Here is a 23,348-nt window from a genome sequence, read left to right on the forward strand (position 1 = left end):
GACTGTGTTAGTATTTCTGACAGTGGATTTTTCTGACATCCTGTTTTCACAATCATGACGTGGGGTTAGCGTGATTAAAGCCGTTATTAGCGGGACCGGTCTCTACACACCGCCAGCAACCATTGATAACGACGAACTGGTGGAAGCCTTTAACCAGTACGTCGAACTGTTTAATGCAGAGAATGCAGACGCCATTGCCCAGGGCGAGGTTGTCCCATTGCAGCCATCCTCTTCTGCCTTCATAGAAAAAGCCTCCGGTATCAAGCGCCGCCATGTTATCGACAAGGACGGCATCCTTGATCCTAAGCGCATGGCGCCTTACATCCCGGAGCGCAGTAACGAAGCGCCCTCCGTTCAATGCGAAATGGCCGTCGCCGCCTGCCGCGAAGCGCTGGAACAGGCGGGCAAATCCGTACAGGACGTGGATGCCGTTATTGTCGCCTGTTCGAATATGCAGCGCGCCTACCCGGCGGTTTCCATCGAAGTTCAGGAAGCATTGGGGATCAACGGTTTTGCCTATGACATGAACGTTGCCTGCAGCTCGGCGACCTTTGGCCTGCAGGCTGCCGTGAATTCCGTGGAAAATGGCAGCGCCCGTTCGGTGCTCGTGGTGAGCCCGGAGATCTGCTCCGGCCACCTGAACTTCCGGGACCGGGACAGCCACTTCATTTTTGGTGATGCCTGCACGGCGATTTTTGTGGAGCGGGAGGAGGATGCCCGCGCCGGACAGGGGTTCGAGATTCTCGGCACCAGCCTGAAGACGAAATTCTCCAATAACATCCGGAACAATTTCGGCTTCCTGAACCGGGCAGATGAATCCGGTATTGGCAAACCCGACAAGCTGTTTGTGCAGCAGGGTCGCAAGGTATTCAAGGAGGTTTCACCACTGGTGGCTGCAACCATCCTGAACCAGCTTCGGAGCCTCGCGATTGCTCCGGACGATCTGCGGCGAATGTGGCTGCACCAGGCCAACCTCAATATGAACCAGCTGATTGCCCGCAAGGTGCTGGGCCGTGATGCCACCGAAGATGAGGCGCCGGTTATTCTGGACGAGTACGCCAATACCAGCTCCGCAGGCTCCATCATCGCCTTCCACAAGCACAAGGGAGACCTGGCCAGTGGTGATCTGGGCGTGATCTGTTCGTTTGGGGCAGGTTATTCGATCGGCAGCGTCGTGGTGCGCCGCCGATAGTCTCTTACCGGGTTAACCCGTTGCCAGCGCCCGCAAGGTCTCTGGCAGCGGAGCCGATGACCGTGTTGCCCGGTCGAACCAGACAATTTTGGCATAACCTTCCCCATAAATGGCGCCGGTATCGACATCTGTCAGCAAATGATAGGTGTCGAGGCTGGTGTTGCCTGCTTTGTCAGCGTATGTTTTCACCTCTACCGTTGCCGGATGGTTCAATTCCTTTAGAAAGGTGGCACTGGTCTTTATAATAATCGGGCCGGTTGGCTCGCCGGGACCGCCGAGTTCCAGTGACGCCAGCCACACAATCCGCGCTTCCTCGAAGAAACGGAAGTAAACTGTATTGTTGGCGTGGCCGTATGCATCCATGTCTCCCCAGCGGAGCGGCATGGTAATCGTGCTTACAAGATTTCCCGGGACTGACATCGGGTTCCTCCGTAACAACGGTTTAATAATGATAAGTAAAGCGCCGGTATTTTCGGCGAGTCGAGACGAATTAAACAACCCATGAGCCGAAAATGAAATATCTTTTTATCCGACGCTGGTTGATCGCCATCGTGACGAGCCTTGCTATGGCGGTGCTTTTTCCCGCCAGTCAGGCAACAGCCCAGACCATGAAGGAGCCCGCGCCGGAAGGCTCAGTGCCGGTTGACCCGAAGGACCCCTGGGAGAACTGGAACCGCAAGGTGTATAACTTCAACGAAACCATTGACCGGTGGTTTCTTAAGCCGGTGGCACAGGCCTACCGGAACTTTACCCCGCGGCTGATCGACCGGGGTATTACCAATTTCTTCAACAACCTCACCGAACTCCGGAACTTCACCAACAGCGTGCTCCAGTTAAAAGGGGAGTCCGCGGTGGTGGCCGTCGGGCGTTTTACTTTTAATACAACGTTCGGCCTTCTGGGCCTGATTGACGTGGCCACGGCTTTCGAACTCCCGGAGCGGCCGGAGGATTTCGGACAGACCCTGGGCTACTGGGGTGCGGGACCGGGACCTTATCTGATGCTACCGCTTCTTGGTCCCTCGACACCCCGGCACTTCACCGGCTTTGTAACTGACGGGTTTGCTCTGCCTTCGGCCTGGGACGCCGTGGAAAGCCATGAGGCTTATTCTGCCCGGGCTCTCCAGATTGTCGATAAGCGGGCTGATCTGATTCCGGCGGAGAGCTTCATTTCCGGCGACAGGTATGTTTTCCTCCGAAACGCGTTTTTACAACGTCGTGAGTTCCTGATAAACGATGGGAAAGTGGTCAATGATCCGTTTGCCAGTGGCAATGATGAAAATCTGATGCTGGATGATTTCTGAGTTTCGGGCGGGTTGAAAGGAGGTCAGCGGTGCTAGAGGATCCAAGAATAGCCAAGTTCCGGAAGATGCTGGCCGAGGCGCCGAACTATGAAGTCTGGAAGGCGGCGGCGCTGGAGCTGGATTTTCTGGAGGGCAATGCCGAGTGGAAAGAGGACTTTGCCTCTGACCTCTACCACTACGAGCTCATTTATGATCGCCTGAGCAACCTTAAGCAGTACCGCCAGCAGAATGACGTTGAGCGCCTGAAACGGGCGCTTCGGGAGGGGTTGCACCACGATCTTGGTAACATGGGCAATCCTGCGCTCTACACCCGGTCCCGGGTTGGCACCAAGCATCTGATCGAGGAATACATTGCCCAGGTGTGCGAAGCGCTGGATTTCCTCTGCGACCATTCGGTGCCCGGTTTTCCCGTGGCGGACAAGCTCCAGTTTTTCCGGGATACCCTGACAAGCTACGGCCGGCCGACATTGCTGCTCAGTGGCGGTGCCACCCTCGGCATGTTTCATTTCGGGGTGATCAAGGCGCTCTGGGAGAAAGGCCTTCTGCCCCAGGTGATCGCCGGTTCCAGTATCGGCGCCATCATTGCCGGTATTCTCGGTGTGCATACCGATGCGGAAATACCGGAAATGCTGGTACCGGAAAACCACAACCTCAAGGCCTGGAAGTGGCGGGGCCTGCTCAGTGCCGTTCGCGGCGACGGCCTCATGGATCAGGAGCAGTTGTGCGGCTGCCTGCGGGCGAATATTGGTGAATACACCTTCGAAGAGGCCTACCAGCGTACTGGTCGCTCTATTAACGTAAGTGTGTCACCGGTACAGGCGCATCAAAAGGCGCGATTGTTGTGCGGCTATACATCGCCCTACCTGATGGTGTGGAGTGCGGCTCTGGCCAGTGCGGCGGTTCCGGGTATTTTTCCGCCGGTCACCCTGATGAAAAAAGACATCCACGGCAATACCCTGCCTTATATGCCACGCCTCAAGTTTGTGGACGGTTCGGTGGTCAGCGATCTCCCAATTGACCGCCTGATGCATCTCTACGACGTTAACTACACAATTGTGAGCCAGGCCAACCCCCATGTTGTGCCGTTCCTCACCCAGCGAGGCAGAGACGAAAAGCTCTCCCTGGGCAGTCTCCCGATGCATCTGCTGAAATCGGAAATCCAGTTCCACGGCAAGGGGGTATTCGATTACCTGCGCAAACGGGTAAGGCCGGAACTCCTGCGGCAGGTGTCCGGTCAGTTGTACACGATTATGGCTCAGCGGTATTCGGGGGACGTTACCATCGCACCAACCTATTCATTCAGGGACTATCGCCGCATGCTGGCTAATCCGGATCCCGCCTACGTAAGGGAAATGATTCTTGCCGGCGAACGGGCCACCTGGCCCAGGATTTCCATGATTCGCTCCCATGCCCGGATCTCCAAAACCCTTGAGCGGTGCGTGCGTCGACTGAAACAGCAGAACCGGCGCACTGCCGGGCTCAGGTTGGTTAATAACGCGGATTCCGGTACCTCCTGACATGTATTACGATTTTTTCGGCTTTCGCGAACCGCCGTTTTCTATCGCCCCAGACCCCCGTTACCTCTATCTCAGTGATCGCCACAAGGAAGCTCTGGCGCACCTGATGTACGGTGTTCAGGGCCAGGGCGGCTTCATTGTGATTACCGGTGAAGTAGGGACCGGGAAGACCACGGTATCCCGCTGCTTTATTGAAAACGCTCCGGACAATGTCGATATAGCGCTGATTCTCAACCCCCGGCTCTCTGCGCGGGAGTTGCTGTCCTCCATCTGCGACGAGCTTGAGATTCCCCACGACATCGGCGCCACCATCAAGGAACTGGTGGATCTCATCAACCAGGACCTGCTGAAGGCGCACGCGGCGGGCCGTCACAAGGTGTTGATGATCGACGAAGCCCAGAATCTGTCTGCGGAGGTGCTTGAACAACTCAGGCTCCTGACCAATCTGGAAACCGCCGAGAAAAAACTGCTGCAAATTGTCCTGCTTGGCCAGCCGGAACTGCAGGAGATACTTGCCCTTCCGGAACTGCGGCAACTGAACCAGCGGGTAACCGCGCGTTATCACCTTGATGCGATTGGCAAGGACGAGCTGCCGGCCTACCTTCGCTATCGACTCAGCGTGGCCGGCATGCGCGGGGACATTTTCTCGCCCCGGTCCGTTCAGCGACTGTACCGGGAAAGCCAGGGTATTCCCCGGCTGATCAATCTGATCAGCGACCGGGCTCTGCTTGGGGCCTACGCGGAAGGTGAGCATGAAATTACCGCTGATCACATTCGGCACGCAGCAAAAGAGGTTCGTGGCCATTCCGCTGGCCCCGGGCCATCGCGGCAAGGTGGCTCACCAGACAGATCCCAGTACCTGATCGTTGCGGCATCCATGCTTGTTGCCATTATCGGAACCGCCTGGCTGTTTGAGCGTTGGGCCCCGGGCGAGCCGGCTTTCGCTGAGCAGCCCCCGGGGGAGCCATTGCAGGGTGCCATCGAGCGGGTTGCGGATGAGCCGGGCAAAATGGCTGAGGCGGAAATGCCGGAAAGGGCGGATTCCGCGAACAACAACGAAGTTGCTGAGCGTCAGGCTCTTGCGGAACTGGACGTTCCCGGTCAGCTGCTGGATTCAGTCGATGCCTTCCGGATGTTATTCGGGATCTGGGGGCGCAATTATCAGCCTGCCGATGCGCCAGTGGCCTGTGATTTTGCCAGAGAAAACGGGTTGGCGTGTCTGGAGCGGCAGGGCAGTCGCCGGAGCCTTGAGTTTCTGGATCGCCCGGCGATGTTGCGGCTTCAGGATCAGGCCGGCAACGACGGTTACGTTGTGATTCGTCACCTAGATGGCGACATGGCCGAAGTTGCGTTGCCGTCCGCTAACGTGGAGCTATCGTTCGCCAGTATCGAGCCTTACTGGTTTGGGGAATACCGGGTATTGTGGCGCCTTCCGGAATACCTCACCGGCGACGGCTTTTACAGTACCGGGAACGGCCAGCAGTTATGGATTGGCGCCCGGATGATGGAGCTGGCGGAGACGCTCAGTGCCGGCCGCCCGGAAAGCGATCAGATCAAGCGGATGAGTGCCGAAGAGCAGGTTCGCTGGTATCAGTCCCTCCGGGGTCTTACCGTTGACGGAATCGCCGGCGCCATGACCATCATCCAGATGAATAACGATCTTGAGGCGTCTGTTCCCCGGCTTCAGCCCTCAGTGTCGGGAAACCGGTCGGGAAATCGGTCGGGAAATCGGTCGGGAAATCGAGAGTAACTATGTCTTATATTCTTGACGCATTAAGAAAATCCGAAACGGAGCGCCGCCAGGGGCGGGTGCCCGACCTTGGCCAGCAGGTGCAGTTGATACACCGGCCAAAGAAGAAGCGGGTATCGCCGGTGGCCTGGGTCACTGTCGCCCTGATGCTCAACGCCGGCGTGCTGGCGTTTGTCTTCTGGCCAGGCTCCCAGCCACCAGATCAGCCGGCCGAACAGGTTGAAGCGCCACCGGTGACACCGGCACCGGAACCGGAACCGGAACCGGAATCACCTGTGAGCCTGCCGAAGGCTGAGGCCGCCGCGGCGCCCGTGCCCCGGGAGCGGGCGACCATTATTGTACCCTCATCCGATTCATCACAGACTTTTCCACCCTTGCCGGTGCCTGAGCAAGCGGGCAGGGTGCCCCATCTGGTAGAGTTGCCGCTTTCGTTTCAGAAGAGTGTCCCGGATTTGACCTTTAACAGCCATATCTACTCATCATCCCCGGCGTCCCGCCGCGTCATGATTAATAATGCCTATCTGCGAATCGGTGATTCGTTTTCCGGTCTGCGGGTGGAAGACATCACCGGGGAGGGCGTTGTACTCAGCCTTAACGGTCAACGCTTCCGGGTTGGTGTGGTCCGGGACTGGGTGAGCCCCCGATAATGGCTCTGACTGACGACACCAAGCACGAGATTCAGCAGGGCTACCGCGACGTGCTGGCAGGCAAGGATATCCGTGCCCGCTACGGCCAGCGGTTGATGATCGCTGAAATTGCAAAATACATGGGTGAGATCACCGGGAACGATGGCCAGAGAACCTCGCCGGCGTCAGCGTGCGTTGTAGAGGCGGGGACCGGTACCGGCAAGACCCTGGCTTATCTTATCGCGGCAATTCCCGTGGCCAAAGCCCTGGGCAAAACCCTGGTTATTTCCACGGCCACCGTTGCATTGCAGGACCAGATTGTTCTGAAGGACCTCCCGGACCTCAAAAAGCACAGCAAGATGGATTTCAACTGGACCCTCGCCAAAGGGCGGGGCCGGTATCTTTGCATGTCCAGACTGGAGGCGCGCCTGCACGACGAGGGCAATGGCGACAGCGACACCATGCCGCTGTTCCTGCTGGATGGCCCCAGGTCCGAAGCGTCGGGCACACGGGCTTTCTTCGAGGAGATGCTCGCCAGTTATGGTTCAAGAAACTGGGATGGCGACCGGGACCACTGGCCGGAGCAGATTCCGGATGATGTCTGGCGCCAGGTCACAACAGACCACCGGCAGTGCACCAACCGCCACTGCAGCTACTTCGACAGCTGCGCGTTTTTCGACGCCCGGAAAGATCTGGATGATGCCGATATCGTAGTGGCGAACCATGATCTGGTGCTGGCGGATCTGGCGCTCGGTGGCGGTGCCATTTTGCCCGAGCCTGAAAAGGCTTTGTACATTTTTGATGAGGCCCATCACCTTCCGGACAAGGCCCTGAATCATTTTGCCGCCTCGGTTTCCCTGAACGCCACACGCCAGTGGCTGAAGCAGCTCTCCCAGGCGCTGGTCAAAATGCAGCCTTACCTGCCGGGAGGCAGCCAGGCTGCCAAGAGTCTCGACCGTATTGGCTCTGCGTCCCGGGATGTCGATCTTGTTCTGGCCAGGGTCTATGAGGAAGCAGAGCAGAATACCGGCTGGGAATTCAACGAGGAGCGCCGAACGGCCCAGTGGCGTTACCCGGAGGGTGAGCTCCCCGAAGCCATGGCAGATCTGTCGGCTGAGACCCGGATTGCCACCGCGAACCTGGTGCGTCAGCTTGGGGTGCTGGCGGATGAGTTGCAGGGCGCCTTTGATGAACGCAAAGAGCACGAATTAGACCGTGAGACTGCCGAGGCATGGTATCCGGTGATCGGCTCTTTCCATAGCCGTGCTGAAGATCAGTTGAGACTTTGGACGGCCTGGTGTGAGCAAGGAGGTAGCCCGCCTCCCGCGCGCTGGGCGGTCCGGCAGCGATGGGATCACGCCGAAGACATTACCCTCTACAGCTCTCCGGTGCTCGCAGACAACCTCCTGTATTCCCGGCTCTGGTCCCGGGCCTACGGGGCCGTGCTGACCAGTGCAACGCTGACCGCGCTCGGCCGGTTTGACCGGCTTAACGCCCGGGCGGGATTGCCCCAGGACAGCCGTTTCCTGGTGGTTCCCAGTTCCTTCCGTTATGCCGAAATGGCCACCGTGGAAGTGCCGGCGATGTCTGCCCTGCCGACCGATGACGGGTTTACCGATGAGCTGGTCAAGCGCCTGCCCGATCTGTGGGCAGGTGAAAAGGCAACGCTGGTTCTGTTCACTTCCCGGCGCCAGATGATCCAGGTGCGTGACGCACTGGCGCCGGACTATCCGGAGCTGATTATCACCCAGGATGACATGGCCAAGGGTGAGGTGCTTCGCCAGCATTGCAGCCGCGTAGACGAGGGGCGGCCCAGTGTGCTCTTCGGGGTGGCCAGTTTCGCCGAGGGTATCGACCTGCCGGGTAAATACCTCCACCACGTGGTCATTACCCGACTGCCGTTCTCTGTACCGGATGATCCGATAGAGGCAGGCCTTGCCGAATGGGTGGCCCGGCGTGGTGGTAATCCGTTTATGGAGATCACGGTGCCCGATGCCTCGATCAAGCTGGTTCAGGCGGTCGGGCGCTTGCTCAGGACCGAGCAGGATACCGGCCGGGTCACCATTCTGGATCGCCGGATCATCGCCAGGCGCTACGGCCAACTGTTGCTTGATGCCTTGCCGCCGTTCCGGCGGATCATCGAACGCTGATCCTTCCCGGCACCATTGTTTCGAGTACGATGCGTTCAGGTGCATAGCCCGCCCAAAAAAAAAGAGCCAGCCCAGATGGGTGGCTCTCATCAAAGGGGTCCTTTTGAACCCGGGCGTCGAAACAACGCGGAACAAGAAATCTGAAGGCCTGAAGTTTCAGAATTCCTGGCAAGGTTTCCCTCACCGTTGACCAAATGATAGAGGAGCAGGGGGCGTAAACGGATCGTCCAAAGGGCGTAGCAGGCTTAGAAAGTTGCAGTTAAATGTGACAGGGGTCCCATTTCGTGGGCGCTGTTGTCAGTTATCAAGGAGCCCGAGTTGCCGCGCCCGGGCCAGCGCTTCGGTTCTTCGGCCCACGCCCAGCTTGCCGTAAAGGTTACGGATGTGGGCCTTGACGGTGGCCGGAGCCACACTCATCCGGGAAGCGATCTCCTTGTTGGCGTGACCCTGGTGAATCAGTGCAAGCACTTCCAGCTCACGCTGGCTGAGGGGCTCTGGAAGGGTTTCCGGTGTTTTGGCTGAGCGTTCCGGCGACCTGACGGTTTCAGTCGCCCGGGTTGCCGCGGCCGTTCCAGCCATCTCTTCCTGCTTCAGAAGCATGGTCCGCACGCCGCTGTTCCAGCTACCCGGTGCGTTCAGCGCGGGTAAGGACAGCAGGAGCGAACGGAGGTGCGGGCTTTCTTCTGCCAGCAACCGCATAAATCCGGCGTCGGCGGCCTGGCTGATTGCCCGGGTGAGCATTTGTCGGGACTCTTCTGTGCGGCCCTGAAGTGCCAGGGCCTCGCCATAAACCAGCAGGATCTCCACCAGATGACGGTTGTGGGCGTTACGCTCGGCCGGCTGAAGGAGTGCGCTGAGAATTTCCTGGGCCCGTTCAGGCTGATCCAGGGCCACCATTACCCGCGCCTCACTGATCCGGTTCTGTTCCCGGTTCAGGGGATTGGTGAACTCGGCATCCACTCTTGAATCGAGACAGCCCCGGGCTTTGTCCGGGAAACCGGCGGCCAGGTAGCACCGAGCCAGCAGGGCGGTACTGGCCGGTGGCTCGAAAAGAATCTGTTCCCGGCGTTTCCGGGCGGTTTGGGCGGCGTCCTCCAGCGCCTCGATGGCCTCCTGGAGTTTGCCCTCGCTGAAGGCAAGGTGGCCGCGGACGTACTGGATGACCACGTGCTGCCCGGCTTCCGTGCCCCGTTCCACGTGTTCAAGCAATGGTTGAAGGTGGGTGGCCGCAAGCTGGGGATGGTTCCGCTCCCGGTGAATTTCGCACAAGGTGCTGTTCTGCCAGCAGGAAATCAACCTGGGCTGGCTGGGGTCCGCATAGTGCCGGTCCACCCACTGACGGATATCGGTGCAGGTATCCAGGGCCAGGTCAATATCGCCACGGTTGTACTGAATCCATGCCAGCAATCCGCCGCTGGAGAGAACGGTGCTCGGCTTTTGTTCCACCTGACCGTAGCGGACGGCGGACTGCAGGGCGTCTTCGGCTTCGGTGAGCTCGCCCTTGCCATAGTAGTCCAGGCCCAGACCGTAATAGGTCACCGATTTCAGGGGGATGCGGGTATGGTCGATTTCTTTCAGAACCTGCCGTGTGAGATCGGTGGCGCTTTTGTCATCGCTGCGAGTCCGGGCCAGGTATGAGCGCATCAGTGAGATCTCGCTCTGGAGCCCGAGCGCGCCTTCGGCATCAGGATGGGAATCCGCCACGTGCCGGTCGAGAAGATCTTCCAGAGAGCTCAGCAAGGGCGCCAGGGTGTCCACACGGTTGGCGAAGAACAGCCCCCAGATTCGCAGCATCTGAAGTTGTGGGTTGTCGGTGACCAGATCCTGGGGGAGGGCGTCTAGCCAGTTCAGAACCGGTAAATGATATCCGCCATGAATCAGGTTATTGCCATGCTCGGCCAGTACCCGGGCCAGCCAGTGCCAGTCTGCGTGACGGACGATCTGGGCAATGCCTTCCTGCACATGGCCGTGGGCCAGCAACCAGTCTACGGTTCTCTGCCACAATTGCGCTGCCTTCTCGGGTTGGCTGTGACGAATACGAAGGAGCAGGGCATCCCGGAACAGATCGTGATAACGAAACCACTCATTCCGGGTGTCGAGGGGGATCAGGAACAGGTTCTGGCTGAGCAACTTCTCCAGGATTTCCTGGCTGTCGCCGGAGCTGCGGATCGAATCACATAATGAGGCGCACAGGCGCGGACAGCAGGCGGTTTCCAGCAGAAAATCCGCCAGTTCCGCCGGCTGTTGGTCTAATACCTCGCTCAATACATAGTCACTGATATGGCGCTCGTCCAGATCAATCTGCTTCGTTCCCGCCGGGTTTCCTTTGCCGGACAGTGCCGACAGCTGCATGGCGGCAACCCAGCCTTCTGTTTTCCGGCAAATTGCCCGGACGTCTTCCTCGGAAATGTCCAGGCCCATGGTGCCCTGAAAAAATTGCCGGCATTCTTCTTCTGAAAACGCCAGGAGTCCGGGATGTAGGTCCTGGGTCCAGCGGCGCACCCGCCACCGTGCCAGAGGCAGCGGCGGTTCGGTCCGGGAAGCAAGGGTTACGGCGACGCCCGGAGGCAGGTAATCAACAAAATAGGCGAATTGCCGGTGTATGGCAGGTTCGTGAATGAAATGAAAATCGTCCAGTACCAGGGTCCAGGGGCTGCCATCCCGTGCCAGGGTGTTGATTAGCCCTGTAATCGCTTCGGTGAAGGCCTCGTCGGTGCCGTGGGCCAGTTGTTTGCGCAGCTCACCGGCACCGGTCAGGCCGGCGTGTTCGAAGGCGCCGGTAACATACTGCCAGAAGCGCCCCGGCTCATCATCGTGCTCGTCCAGGGAAAGCCATGCGGCCGGCGATGACGACCGCGAGCACCATTGGGCGACCAGGGTGGTTTTTCCGAACCCTGCCGGTGCAATCACCAGATTCAGGCGTCTCGGGCCCTCGGGCTCAAGGAGCGCACTCAACCGCTCGCGTTTTACCGCGCGGGAATCGGAGGTGGGCCTGAGGAATTTGGTGGTCAGCAGCATGGTTTCCCTGAAAGGTGGAGCATATCGACTAGGGATTGTGTCCTTTGTCGTGACCAAGTCAAGGGCCATGGACGCACTGGATCACTCTTAATCACTCTTAATCAGTCTTAATCGCTCTTGTTCACGACCGGGTTTTATCAGGGGCTGCGGAAATGCAATTTTGGTCTAAACTGTGTGAAGAGAATTGCCTATATTAAAAAAGAATGAAAGCCTGTATTTTTATGCGCATTCTTCTTCAGGGTCCTTCGATCTCCAGGGAGCAACAGACTCAATGAAACTACAACAGTTGCGCTACATCTGGGAAGTTGCGCATCACGACCTGAATGTGTCCGCAACCGCTCAAAGCCTCTTTACCTCCCAGCCGGGTATCTCCAAGCAGGTCCGTCTGCTGGAGGATGAACTGGGCCTGGAGGTATTCGCCCGCAGCGGTAAGCACCTGACCCGTATTACCCCGGGCGGCGAGATTATCATCCGGGAGGCGGGAGAGATTCTCCGGCGGGTGGAGGGCATCAAGAAGATTGCCCAGGAATTCAGTAACCAGCGCAAGGGGGACCTGAGTATTGCCACCACCCACACCCAGGCCCGTTACGCGCTGCCGCCGGTGATCAGCGGTTTCATTGAGGCGTATCCGGACGTTTCCCTGCATATGCATCAGGGAACGCCCATGCAGATCTCGGAAATGGCGGCTAACGGCGCTGTTGACTTTGCGATTGCGACAGAGGGCATGGAGTTGTTTAACGACCTGATCATGATGCCCTGCTACCGGTGGAATCGCAGTGTGATCGTGCCCAGGGATCACCCGCTTGCGACGTTGCCGGAACTGACGCTGGCCGAGCTGGCGGAATACCCGTTGGTCACCTACGTATTCGGCTTTACCGGTCGTTCAAAACTTGACGAAGCGTTCCAATCCCAGGGGCTGACACCCAAGGTGGTGTTCACGGCGGCGGATGCGGACGTTATCAAGACGTATGTGCGGCTCGGCCTCGGTGTCGGGATCATCGCCAGTATGGCATTCGACCCGAAAACCGATACCGATCTGGTTGCTTTGGACGCCCGGAAACTTTTCCGCCCCAGCGTGACGCGCATCGGGTTCCGAAAAGGCACTTTCCTACGGGGCTATATGTACGACTTCATCCAGCGCTTTGCACCACATCTTGCCAAAGAGAAGGTGGACGAAGCGGTCGCTCACCAGGGAAGTCGATCAGAAATTGAGGAGTTGTTCAGGGAAATCGAGCTACCCACTTATTAACCGGTGAGCGCGGGTAGCTCGCCGCCCGGTCAGTCCCGGGCGATCAGATTATCCGCATGAAGGCCACACTCTTTCTGGGTGGCTTCTTCCCACCACCAGCGACCTTCCCGCTCATGTTGTCCCGGCAGGACAGGGCGGGTGCACGGCTGGCAGCCAATGCTGACGAACCCTTTTTCATGCAGCTCGTTATAGGGCGCCTCGGACATCCGGATGTAGTCCCAGACTTCTTTTGAAGTCCAGTTCGCCAGCGGATTGAACTTCACCAGGGTTTTCTCATCGGTTGAGAACGCAGTATCTTCCTGAACGACCGGCACGTCGTTGCGGGTATCCGGGCTCTGGTCCTTGCGCTGGCCGGTTATCCAGGCATCAACCGTGGCCAGCTTGCGGCGCAGCGGATTGACCTTGCGGATACCGCAACATTCCCCGTGGCCATCTTCGTAAAAGCTGAACAGGCCCTTCTTGTTGACCATGTCCTGAACTTCCTCCGCGTCCGGAAACAGAACCTCGATCTCTATGCCATAGTGTTTACGAACGCGTTCCACAAACTCGTAGGTTTCCGGATGCAGACGCCCGGTATCCAGGGTGAATACCCGCAGGTTGTCGGTGAGCTTGTGCGCCATCTCAATCAGTACCACATCTTCCGCACCGCTGAAGGAGATCGCGATGTTGTCGTACTGTTTCAGGGCGGCCTTGAGAATCGAACGGGGGCTCTGGCCTTCGAGCTCCTCCCGCAAGGTCTGAATATCGGTCATGCCGGAATCACCTAATCTAAATGTGTGAAAAGGCTACCATCAAATGCCTCATAGCCTGAAGGAATGACCATCTATATGGTTATTCCGCCGTTTATCAGGATGGACTTACACTTCCACGATGCATTCCCGCCCGGTTTTTCTTATCATACGCTCCGTATCCCGGCCGGTGGATTTACCGCTGCTGGCCCGTACCAATCAATCAGGAGACCGTTGTGGAACTCGCATGCCTTGACCTTGAAGGAGTATTGATCCCGGAAATCTGGATCGCGTTCGCCGAAAAAACCGGCATTGATGAGCTCAAGGCCACCACCCGCGACATTCCGGATTACGATGTCCTGATGAAGCAGCGCCTGAAACTGCTGGACCAGCATGGCTACGGCTTGCCCCAGATTCAGGAAGTGATCGGTGAGCTGGACCCACTTCCCGGTGCCCGGGAATTCCTGGACTGGCTGCGGGAGCGTTTTCAGGTGGTGATTCTGTCGGACACCTTCTACGAATTCGCCATGCCGCTGATGAAGAAGCTGGGCTACCCGGCATTGCTGTGCCACAAACTTGAAGTGGCGGATAATGGCCGGATCGCCAACTACCTTCTGCGCCAGCGCGATCCCAAGCGTCAGTCTGTAAGGGCCTTCCAGCTGCTGAACTACCGCGTCATCGCCGCGGGTGATTCCTACAACGACACCACCATGCTGGGCCAGGCCGAGGCCGGCATTCTGTTCCACGCGCCCCGGAATGTCATTGATGAGTTTCCGCAGTTCCCGGCGGTGCACAACTTTGACGACCTGAAGCAGGAATTCCTCAAGGCCAGCACTATTCACAACGCATGATCAGAATTCGGGGTCAGATGAAAATGGGGTCAGATGAAATTTTCATCTGACCCCATTTTCATCTGACCCCATGTTCACTACTTGATCACCAACTCTTCTAGGAACCGCATCAAAGGCCCGACTTTTGCCAGGGTTTCCTGATACTCGGCCTCCGGATCGGAATCCGCCACGATACCGCCACCGCCCCAGCAACGAATGGTGCCCTTGCCGTCGCACAGCATGGTGCGTATGGCGATGTTGCTGTCCAGGGTGCCATCCAGTCCGCGATAGAACACCGAGCCACAGTAGGGGCCGCGCCAGTGGGGTTCCAGTTCCCGGATGATTTCCATGGCCCGGATTTTGGGCGCGCCGGTGATGGACCCGCCCGGGAAGGCATCGAACAGGGCCTTCATGGGGGTTATGCCGTCCGCCAGCTCCGCCCGGATGTGGCTGACCAGGTGGTGGACGTTCCGGTAGGACTCAAGGGCAAACAGCTTGCCGACTTTCACGCTGCCGGTTCTGGCGTTCAGGCTGAGATCATTGCGCAGCAGATCGACGATCATCAGGTTTTCGGCCCTATCCTTTTCCGAGGTCTGAAGTTCGGCGGCGAGAGATGCATCCTCATTGGTCGTTTTCCCGCGGGGGCGAGTGCCTTTGATGGGGCTTGTCCTGACCGTACGGCCCTTAATTTCAAGGAATCGTTCTGGTGAGATCGAAAGCACGGAGTGCTCTCCGGCACGGACGAACGCGCTATAGGGCGTGGGGTTGGCGTTTGCCAATGCCTGAAAAGCGCACCAGGGGTCACCAGTGAACTTTCCGACAAATTCCTGCGACAGGTTGGCCTGATAGCAGTCGCCGGCGCGGATGTAATCCCGGATGGCCTGAACGCTTGCCTTGAAGGCTTCGGGCGCTTGCCTGGGTTTGAAAGGTTCCGTGACCTTCCAGGAGCACGGTTGGCTTTCCGTATGAAACGAAAGCGAAAGCCATCCGTTGATCTGAGTGACCAGGCTACCGGGACAGTTCGGGTGTATCCAGAGGCAATAGTCCCCGGTTTTCCGGTTATGGCTGGCCAGCCACAGGTAAAGCCCTGCGGCGAGCAACGGCACGGGGGGCGTGGGGCAGATGGGAGCAAGTCGCGGCTCCCGGATATAACCCAGTTCGTAACTCAGAAAGCCAATCCACCCACCGGCGAGGCAGTCAAGGCCAACCGAATAGCCCGCATACCTGGCCGCTTCCGTTTCCATTTCTTCGGCCAGCCGTGCGATCTTGTCACTGTCCGTATCGCCCGGATACAGAACCCGGCTTTGGACCGCACTGCACGAAAACCCACTCCAGGTACCACGCCCCGGGCCTTCACCCACGGTGCCGACATGGACAAAATCATCCTTCCCCGAAGCCTCCCGAAGCAGGCGCCTGAATTCATCCCGAGAAAGCTGGCGGGTCGTGGCCGGGCTCAAGGTACCTCCGAAGAATTTTGAAAAAATGATAAACAGGGCACAAAACGGGCGTTGTCGAAATCGTCGGGCCACTGATCTAATGAAAATGGAATTAAAGGGTAGCCGGCAGGCTTGTTGCTATTTTACAGCACTAACGTCCGCGCTTCCTTACCAGACAACGGAATATAAGGACAACAACGATTATGGGGCACGTGAAACCGTTTTTTCTATCCACTCTGCTGATCCTGGCAGCCGTTTCGCCGGCTGTTGCAGCGCCAACTGGCGCCGATGAAGATATACCAGATCGCAATGCTCTAGCTGACGGCAAGTTAACCTCGGATGAGATCAAGAAATACGCCGCGCTCGCTGCGAAGCATATCCAGGAGTTGACTGCCGTTGCCCGTGAGGAGGTAGGGAGTGAGCTTGAGCAGAGTGGTGTGGTCATTCCCGCCGCCTGGATGATGATGAACGATGGCGAGGTTAAACGGGTTCGGCTGGGCGAGAGTGGGGAGAAAGCTGCCGCAACCATGAAGGTGCTGATGTTCAGGGCAGCTTTAAAGTCACTGGCCCGGCACGGAAAGATTCTCGCAACCGCAATAGTCTATGCAGGCACCGTGGAAGAAGGTGAGAATACCCGGGTTCTTGCTATCGAGCATGAGCATCGTCTGGGGCTCTCGGGACTGCAGATCGTGCCATATCGTTTTGATGCCGGCGAACTTAGTTTTGGTAGGCCCAGCACCCAGAAAAAGCCATACGAGCTTTTCTATGACGGCCGGGAAGCTGAGAGTGAAGGGTAGGAGTAGGCGCAAGGAAAAACGTGACGCAAATCCGCTTTGTAACGGTTTGTTTCAGTGTCGTTGAGAATTGTGAGTGCAATCACGGATTCGGACTGTAAAACAATCTTAAATGGATTCGTGGGATCGCGGATCCTGCTTCAAAAAATACAGACTCACACAAGAATAATGATGAGTTTATAAGGAGATAAAGATGAAAGGCCTGAAGAAAATTGCACTTGCTACAGCCGTAGCCGCCGCTCCGTTCGCCGCACAGGCAGAACTGACGGCATTGAATGACTCCATGATGGGTAACGTCACCGGTCAGGCTGGTGTGACCATCGAGCTGGAAACCCAGGTAAGCATCGGTCAGTTCAGGTACACAGATACTGATTCAGGTGCTACCGGCGAGATTGGTGGCGGTTCCTTCACCGTCAACGACATTGAGCTCGGCGGTGCTGGTCTGATCACCGGTGCGGCCCCTATCTTTGATACCATTGGTGATGGAGTTCCTGACACCGCAGCGAGCCAGCTTCTGGACGATTTGTCTATCGACATCGATCTGGCTTCCGACGGCGATGCTGTTATTTCCGTTCACACTATCAGTGGTCTGCCGATCGACTGGGGCTTCACTGCTTCCTCGATGAACCTGGAAGGTACTGCCGGTGAGAGCACTACCCTGATCTCCGGAATGAAGGCCTGGGGTATGCTGGCCAGGTTGGATATCCGGGTCGATACTGAAGATGCCTCAACGACTCTCGGCGGAACCGGTGACGGTTCTCTGAACATTGACACCGCCTTCACCGTGAACAACATGGAATTTGACGTTCCGTTCCTGGCGGTGGGTGTCCGTGGCATGTCCATCACTGGCGCTGGTGCCAACTTCGACTATGATGGTGATGGCAACACATTTGCTGATCGTAACGAGACGGATGGTGAGGTTATGTCCGCGGACCTGACCGTGACCGATCCAACCTCCACAGAGGGTAAGATTGCTCTTGGTTTTGCAAACGTCAACATGGACGTATACAAAGGAAACGGCCTGGGTGCATCGGCTGCGACCGACGTCCTGCGGGTTGATGTCAACGACGTAATCATGGATGTGAACGTCGCGGGTGTTCTTGTCGGTGGAACCAGCGTCGGTTCTTTCACTATGGACAACCTGCATATTCAGAACACCAAGCTGGCTATCTACGGTCACTAATCTGACCTGAGACCAACGTTGGTGAAGTGACGCCCCGCTCTGCGGGGCGTTTTTATTAGTTTTCTGAAAACGTCAGACCAATAAAAACGGCAGCCGGTTAATGGCTGCCGTTTTGTTTCAGGATCAGCGGAACCGGGCGTTACTGATCCGGTACCGCAATGGAAAGATCAAACCCGCCACCCGGCCTTGGCGTCAGCGTAATCGGCCCTTCGTTAATCGCCTGGGGGAGCCGGATCTGGTCGATACCCGGCGGATTGCCGATGCTGAAATTCAGATTCTGGCCGTCAAAGCCGATCCCCAGTTGATCGTTAAGAAAGGTCTGGGTAAAGGGCTCTTCCGGAATCTGGGCCTGTTGCCCGAAGATCAGCGGCGGGATCGTCGGGGTGAACTCCGCCGGGGGCTGCGCCCGGGCCAGCTCATCCTGAGGCAGGAACAGGGCGCGCCGCAGGAACTCTTCCTCTGCATATTCCAGCGCGTCGGTCTTGCCCTCATCAATATAGCGCTGCATGGCGTCCCGGTAGGCTTCCTCTTCAGCTTCGGTCAGAACCGGTTGGCCGGGGGAGATGGTCAGGGAGCGCAGGATGCGTTGCCGGTCGGCTTCGGTTTTCTGGCGGTGTTTGGGGACAACAATGACCGCGGAATCCTTGACATAGGTTTCCACCATTTCGTCGGAGGTCATGGTCTGAACGCCACCAAAGGCGGGTAAGGCAACAACCAGGCCGCTGATGGCGGTGGTGAGCAGGTGTTGGCGTTTCATAATCCGGCCTCTTTTGTTTAAAAAATACGCACGCTGAAACGAGTATTCGGTTTGTAGGACAGGAATTCAAGCTGGAAGATCCGGGATTGTGATCAGAATCTTTGATTTTTCGGTACTGTTATCAATAGCGGCAAAATCATGGTGGAATACCGTGAACTTTTTTGGCATTACTTTTTCGGCATTACTTTTTCGGCATTACATGGCCTCAGCGACACTATGAAAAATCTGTTCAGAAACCGCTGGCAGCGCTGGATCAACCGACGGATTCCGCGGTCTGATCTTCAGTCCTTCAGCCAGAAAAATATCTTCATTCTGCCAACCGGCGCCGGCGTGGTTTTCGGTTTGTTGCTATTCATCATGCTGTTAACCGGCATCAATTATCAGAACAGCCTGATTTATCTGAGCACGTTCCTCCTGGGTGCCGTTTTTGTCGGCGCCATGCACCAGACCCATCGAAATCTCTCTGGCCTTGAACTGACCCTGGTTCAGCCAGGGGAAGGCTTTGCCGGCGATGATATTCCCTTCCGGTTCCGGCTCAGGGCGGGCCGGGATGATGCCATTGCCATCCTGCTTTCCTGTGGGGAATCGGGCCATGCCCTGGTGCATGTCCATTGCGGGCAGGCGCAGGATGTCAGCCTGCCAGTTCATTCCGCTCACCGGGGATACCTGCGCCCGGACAGGATCCGTATAGAAACCCGGTTTCCGTTTGGCTTGCTGAAGGCCTGGTCCTGGATCCGGCCGGTGTCCGCCGGTGTTGTCTTCCCCAGGCCGGTGCCCGCGCCGGAGGCGTTCAGCACCGTTGAGGACGGCGAGGCGTCGGCCCTGGCGCAATCCGTTGCTGGTAACGACCATGCCGATATCCGGCCCTGGCGGGAGGGGGATCTGAGCCAGCGGGTTTTGTGGAAGCGGTTTGCAAGAACCGGGCAGATGGTTGTCGCAGACTGGGAGGGCGAGCAGGGAAGTCCGCACTGGCTGGATTTCAATGCCTATCCGGGGGCGGATTATGAATTGCGGCTAAGCTATCTGGCCTTTCTGGTCAATGAGCGTGGCAAAAGCGGGGCCCGGTTTGGTCTGAACCTTCCGGGGCAGATTATTGAACCGGATTCCGGGCCTGTGCATGCGGCCCGGTGCCTCAGGGCGCTGGCAACCTGGGGTCAAGAACGGCCCAGGGACGCAATATCCGAACCTCATGGCACCCGGAAACGCTCTTCACGGACATTGTCGCGGGTTATCACGGAGGGGCGGGTTTGAGCCTTCTGGATCGTCTGAGGGGAAACGGCGCGGGCGAAGCGCACAGTGCACTGGCAACCAGCCTGCCATCGAGAGCCCTGCTGTGGCTGATAGGCAGTTTTGCGCTGCTGTTAACACCCCAGTGGGACCGGCTTCCCCTGTGGCTCATCGCGGCCTGCGCTGTACTCGCCAGCTGGCGATGGCTGGCCCGGTATGGCCGGGTCAGATTGCCGGGCCGCTGGCTCAGAACCGGGATAATGCTGGTGCTGACTGGCGTCTATGTGGCTACGGTACAAGGGCGCTTTACGGTAGACACGGCTGCATCCTTCTTTGTGCTTGCTGTAGGCCTGAAATGGCTGGAAACCCGGTCAGTGCGCGATTTCTACGTGTTGTTTTTTATTCTCGTTTACCTTGCTACGGTCAACTTCCTGTTTCATCAGGAGATTCTCTGGGCTCTGGTGAATTTTACCGGCATTGCGCTGCTTCTCGTGGGGTTGCAGGTACTTAACGCACCGGAACTGCCAGGGGGGATGAAATCCGGATGGCGGAGGCTGGGGGCCTTGTTCCTGAAGACTCTGCCTGTTGTGGTTCTGCTGTTCGTGTTCTTCCCGCGCATGTCGCCGCTGTGGAGCGTCCCCCTGGTTTCGGGTGAGGCCCGGACCGGTATCGGCGACACCATGCGACCAGGCGATATTTCCAGTCTGGCGCAGAGCAGCGAACGGGCGTTCCGGGTGACCTTCGGTGGCGAGATTCCGCCGTATCGTGATCGCTACTGGCGTGGCCTTACCCTGGATTACCTGGACGGCGAAACCTGGAGGCAGGGGCAAGCCGGAGACTTCCGTGCGCTTGGTCGGGTCGCTGTCGATGGTGGCGTTGGCCCGCTCAAACCCGAAGAATACGACGTATTGCTGGAACCCACCGACCAGCGCTGGGCGTTTGCCCTGGAAAATTCCCGGGCCGTGTCCGACAACGTGGTTGAGGAATCGGCCGACCTGTTCCGGTTTCGTCGGCCCGCTGACAGCCCGGTTCGTTACCGGTTGGCCCTGGAAGAGAAAGCCGGCTCAGGTGAGCAGATCGAAAGGCCTGAACTTCGCCGGTATCTCCAACTGCCCGGGGAAGGCAACCCAAGGGCCCGTGAGCTGGCCGGGGAGCTCCGCCGAAACATGAGCGACGAGCAGATCATCCGTTCACTGATGGCACGGTTTCGCGAGCAGGCCTATTTTTACACTTTAAGGCCGCCTGCCATGCCGGACAACGGCATTGATACCCTGCTGTTCGATGAAAAGCGGGGCTTCTGTGCCCATTACGCGGGCGCGACGACCTTCGTGTTGCGGGCCGCGGGCATACCGGCCCGCGTGGTGATTGGCTATCAGGGCGGTGAGCCCGGTGCCGGGGGGGATTACCTGATCGTACGCCAATACGATGCCCATGCCTGGGTTGAAGCCTATCTGGGTGGCCGGGGCTGGGTAAGGGTCGACCCCACCGCGGCAATTGCACCTGAGCGGATCGAATCCGGCCTCAGAGAAGCGGTTGCCCAAGAAGGGTCGTTCCTCGAAAACGATTGGGCCTCGCCCCAGCGGTATGCAAACGTTGCCTTGGTTCAGTGGGCGAGCCTGCAACTGGACCGCATCAACTATCAGTGGCAACGTTGGGTTGTTGGTTATCAGGGCCAGAGCCAGATGGACTTGATGTCCCGGTTGCCGGGCGGCTTTGGTATGCGCGAGCTGGGGTACCTGACGGCAGGCATTGTCGGGGCCGGATTACTGGTCGCGGGGCTGATATCGGCGTTGCAGATGCGCCGCGGGGAAAAGCGGAGCGCCTTCCGGCGGGTTGTGGATACCTGGCACCGGTTGTGCGCGGGCGCCGGCGTGCCGGTCCGCCATGGCGAGACGCCGTCTGTGCTGGCCAAGAGACTGGCAGAGGCGGAACCTGCGGCGGCGGATTCCGCCAGGCTTTTTGCCCGGATGGTCAACAGCCATTACTATAGCGCAGGCACAGAGGATGATTGGGGCGGGCAGTTGGCACGAATGCGCCGGCTACTCGCCACCATGAAGCGACAATTACGCAGATCCAACTCCCGGACAGGAAGGCGCCGTGACTGATATTGCCCAGGACATGCCCTGGCTCAAGCGTGCCTGGCGAACGGTACAGAGCCAGGTGGCCGGGGACAGGCTCCCCCACGCCCTGATTCTCGCCGGGGAGCGGGGTGTCGGCAAGCGCGCCTGGGCGGAGGCCGTGGCCGGGTTGCTGCTTTGTGACACGCCGCTGAACAGGGATTCTGGCCAGCCGATTGCCTGTGGTCACTGCAAGCAGTGCGAGCTTTTCGCGGCTTCCAGTCACCCGGATGTCCGTGTCTATGGGCCGGAGAAATCCCGTATGGTCAAGGTGGATCAGATCAGGGCGCTCTCGTCCTTTGCAGTCGCGTCGCCCCAGGTGGGGCATCACAAGGTGGCCATCATTGATCGCGCGGATCAACTGAACATCAACGCGGCGAATGCGTTACTCAAAACGCTGGAAGAGCCGTTACCCGATGTCACCCTGATCCTTTTGCAGGAGAGCGGCCGTCCGGTCATTCCCACCATTCGCTCCCGCTGCCAGACACTGACCCTCCCGGTGCCCGGTAACGAGGATGCGAACCATTGGCTGACCAACCGGGTCCGGGAACTTTCCGAAGACGCGAGACCATCTGCCGATGTGCTGGCCAGGGCCCTTATGCTGTCTGGCAACGCGCCCAGACTGGCTTTTGACTATGCAACCGGGGATTTCATTGGCCTGCGGGATGCGGCCCTGGAGCGGTTCAGGGAATTCATGAAGTCACGAATTCCGGTAGGGGAGGCCGCCAGGGCGTTCAAGGCCCTGGGCCTGGAAAATACGCTCTGGTTGTTCGAAACCTGGGCGGCGGATCTGGCCCGGCTTATCGCCGGGGGCACACCACAGGACACCGATGCGGCCGATATGCTCCGATTCCTGGCAAAAACGAATCCGCCCTGGCGAGCCCACGAATTGCTGGATATGGTAAAGGAATCGAGAGCGGCCGGTGTTTACAATGCCAGCCCGGAACTCGAAGCCAGCCGGCTGCTGATAGCCTGGCAAAAGCTGATGCCGGTCAGGCGTCCGGCCCGGCAGCACTAGGGTTGCGCCTTCCGGCCCAACAACTGCTATGATTCCGGAATGAAAGGGGTTTTTGTATCCCGCCAAATGTTACAAACGATCTTGCAGAAAAGGTGTCAGTTATGGGGCCCGGATTCGGTGCGCGCAGTGGTATTCTCACCCTGACGATAAAGGACAAGGCTGTATTGTATGCGGCCTACATGCCATACATTCGCCAGGGCGGTCTGTTTATCCCGACCCAGAAACAGTACCAGTTGGGGGATGAGGTGTTCCTGCTCCTGAACCTGATGGACGAGCCTGAGAAAATTCCCGTGGCCGGCAAGGTTGTCTGGATTACGCCGAAGGGTGCCCAGGGCAACCGCGCTGCGGGAATCGGGGTTCAGTTCAACGGTGATGATGAAACCGCACGCACCAAGATCGAATCCTATCTGGCAGGCTCGCTGAGTTCTGATCGGCCAACACACACCCTGTGAAGG

At 58.2% G+C, this 23,348-nt stretch carries 19 protein-coding genes; 14 read left to right on the forward strand and 5 right to left on the reverse strand.

Annotated features, from left to right (window positions below; translation table 11 throughout):
* The first annotated feature begins 70 nt into the window (after positions 1 to 70).
* Positions 71 to 1,192, forward strand: a complete 1,122-nt coding sequence (locus tag AC13C0_RS05675) for a beta-ketoacyl-ACP synthase III (protein ID WP_482954084.1) — start codon at positions 71 to 73, stop codon at positions 1,190 to 1,192.
* Positions 1,193 to 1,204: 12 nt separating this feature from the next.
* On the opposite strand, the gene AC13C0_RS05680 is transcribed toward AC13C0_RS05675, so the two are convergent.
* Positions 1,205 to 1,612 (reverse strand): acyl-CoA thioesterase, encoded by a 408-nt coding sequence (locus AC13C0_RS05680; protein ID WP_341582031.1) that lies wholly within the window; start codon positions 1,610 to 1,612, stop codon positions 1,205 to 1,207.
* Positions 1,613 to 1,704: 92 nt separating this feature from the next.
* Here AC13C0_RS05680 and AC13C0_RS05685 point away from each other — a divergent pair, with 92 nt between their 5' ends.
* The 5 genes from AC13C0_RS05685 to dinG are packed head-to-tail and all read left to right on the forward strand — an operon-like array spanning position 1,705 to position 8,536.
* Positions 1,705 to 2,493, forward strand: coding sequence for an MlaA family lipoprotein (locus AC13C0_RS05685; RefSeq protein ID WP_482954085.1), 789 nt, complete (start codon positions 1,705 to 1,707; stop codon positions 2,491 to 2,493).
* 29 nt (positions 2,494 to 2,522) lie between these two features.
* Entirely contained in the window at positions 2,523 to 4,010 is a 1,488-nt protein-coding gene (locus AC13C0_RS05690) for a DUF3336 domain-containing protein (RefSeq protein ID WP_482954086.1), read from the forward strand.
* Position 4,011: 1 nt separating this feature from the next.
* Positions 4,012 to 5,760, forward strand: coding sequence for an ExeA family protein (locus AC13C0_RS05695; protein ID WP_482954087.1), 1,749 nt, complete (start codon positions 4,012 to 4,014; stop codon positions 5,758 to 5,760).
* Positions 5,761 to 5,762: 2 nt separating this feature from the next.
* The gene (locus AC13C0_RS05700) at positions 5,763 to 6,407 is read left to right on the forward strand and encodes a general secretion pathway protein GspB (protein ID WP_482954088.1); all 645 of its coding nucleotides are present in this window, start codon (positions 5,763 to 5,765) and stop codon (positions 6,405 to 6,407) included.
* Positions 6,407 to 8,536, forward strand: coding sequence for an ATP-dependent DNA helicase DinG (gene dinG / locus AC13C0_RS05705; RefSeq protein ID WP_482954089.1), 2,130 nt, complete (start codon positions 6,407 to 6,409; stop codon positions 8,534 to 8,536). The genes AC13C0_RS05700 and dinG overlap by 1 nt, the downstream gene beginning before the upstream one ends.
* Before the next feature lie 297 nt (positions 8,537 to 8,833).
* Here dinG and AC13C0_RS05710 read toward each other — a convergent pair whose 3' ends face one another.
* The gene (locus tag AC13C0_RS05710) at positions 8,834 to 11,554 is read right to left on the reverse strand and encodes a winged helix-turn-helix domain-containing protein (RefSeq protein WP_482954090.1); all 2,721 of its coding nucleotides are present in this window, start codon (positions 11,552 to 11,554) and stop codon (positions 8,834 to 8,836) included.
* Positions 11,555 to 11,825: 271 nt separating this feature from the next.
* On the opposite strand from AC13C0_RS05710, the gene cysB reads away from it, so the two are divergent.
* Entirely contained in the window at positions 11,826 to 12,803 is a 978-nt protein-coding gene (cysB, locus tag AC13C0_RS05715) for an HTH-type transcriptional regulator CysB (protein WP_117617251.1), read from the forward strand.
* Positions 12,804 to 12,832: 29 nt separating this feature from the next.
* On the opposite strand, the gene AC13C0_RS05720 is transcribed toward cysB, so the two are convergent.
* On the reverse strand, positions 12,833 to 13,555 hold the full coding sequence (locus AC13C0_RS05720; RefSeq protein ID WP_117617250.1) for a phosphoadenylyl-sulfate reductase: 723 nt from the start codon (positions 13,553 to 13,555) through the stop codon (positions 12,833 to 12,835).
* Positions 13,556 to 13,767: 212 nt separating this feature from the next.
* Between AC13C0_RS05720 and thrH the strand changes: the two genes are divergently transcribed.
* Positions 13,768 to 14,382 carry a bifunctional phosphoserine phosphatase/homoserine phosphotransferase ThrH gene (gene thrH, locus AC13C0_RS05725; RefSeq protein ID WP_482954091.1) on the forward strand — a complete coding sequence of 205 codons (615 nt, stop codon included), beginning with the start codon at positions 13,768 to 13,770 and terminating at the stop codon, positions 14,380 to 14,382.
* A gap of 77 nt (positions 14,383 to 14,459) precedes the next feature.
* On the opposite strand, the gene pabB is transcribed toward thrH, so the two are convergent.
* Positions 14,460 to 15,818: an aminodeoxychorismate synthase component I gene (pabB, locus tag AC13C0_RS05730; protein ID WP_482954092.1), complete on the reverse strand. Its 1,359-nt coding sequence runs from the start codon at positions 15,816 to 15,818 to the stop codon at positions 14,460 to 14,462.
* A gap of 182 nt (positions 15,819 to 16,000) precedes the next feature.
* Here pabB and AC13C0_RS05735 point away from each other — a divergent pair, with 182 nt between their 5' ends.
* Entirely contained in the window at positions 16,001 to 16,594 is a 594-nt protein-coding gene (locus tag AC13C0_RS05735) for a hypothetical protein (protein WP_341582024.1), read from the forward strand.
* 190 nt (positions 16,595 to 16,784) lie between these two features.
* Positions 16,785 to 17,774, forward strand: coding sequence for a DUF6160 family protein (locus AC13C0_RS05740; protein ID WP_482954093.1), 990 nt, complete (start codon positions 16,785 to 16,787; stop codon positions 17,772 to 17,774).
* Between the two features lie 139 nt (positions 17,775 to 17,913).
* On the opposite strand, the gene AC13C0_RS05745 is transcribed toward AC13C0_RS05740, so the two are convergent.
* On the reverse strand, positions 17,914 to 18,531 hold the full coding sequence (locus AC13C0_RS05745; protein WP_482954094.1) for a hypothetical protein: 618 nt from the start codon (positions 18,529 to 18,531) through the stop codon (positions 17,914 to 17,916).
* 216 nt (positions 18,532 to 18,747) lie between these two features.
* Here AC13C0_RS05745 and AC13C0_RS05750 point away from each other — a divergent pair, with 216 nt between their 5' ends.
* The 4 genes from AC13C0_RS05750 to AC13C0_RS05765 all read left to right on the forward strand — a co-directional run bounded on the left by AC13C0_RS05750 (position 18,748) and on the right by AC13C0_RS05765 (position 23,345).
* Positions 18,748 to 19,782: a DUF58 domain-containing protein gene (locus AC13C0_RS05750; protein ID WP_482954095.1), complete on the forward strand. Its 1,035-nt coding sequence runs from the start codon at positions 18,748 to 18,750 to the stop codon at positions 19,780 to 19,782.
* Between the two features lie 5 nt (positions 19,783 to 19,787).
* Positions 19,788 to 21,863 (forward strand): transglutaminase TgpA family protein, encoded by a 2,076-nt coding sequence (locus tag AC13C0_RS05755; RefSeq protein WP_482954120.1) that lies wholly within the window; start codon positions 19,788 to 19,790, stop codon positions 21,861 to 21,863.
* Positions 21,856 to 22,893 carry a DNA polymerase III subunit delta' gene (locus AC13C0_RS05760; RefSeq protein WP_482954096.1) on the forward strand — a complete coding sequence of 346 codons (1,038 nt, stop codon included), beginning with the start codon at positions 21,856 to 21,858 and terminating at the stop codon, positions 22,891 to 22,893. The genes AC13C0_RS05755 and AC13C0_RS05760 overlap by 8 nt, the downstream gene beginning before the upstream one ends.
* Positions 22,894 to 22,994: 101 nt before the next feature.
* The gene (locus AC13C0_RS05765; RefSeq protein WP_303286263.1) at positions 22,995 to 23,345 is read left to right on the forward strand and encodes a PilZ domain-containing protein; all 351 of its coding nucleotides are present in this window, start codon (positions 22,995 to 22,997) and stop codon (positions 23,343 to 23,345) included.
* The last annotated feature ends 3 nt before the right edge of the window (positions 23,346 to 23,348 follow it).

The sequence above is a fragment of the Marinobacter sp. B-21 genome (assembly GCF_056857895.1).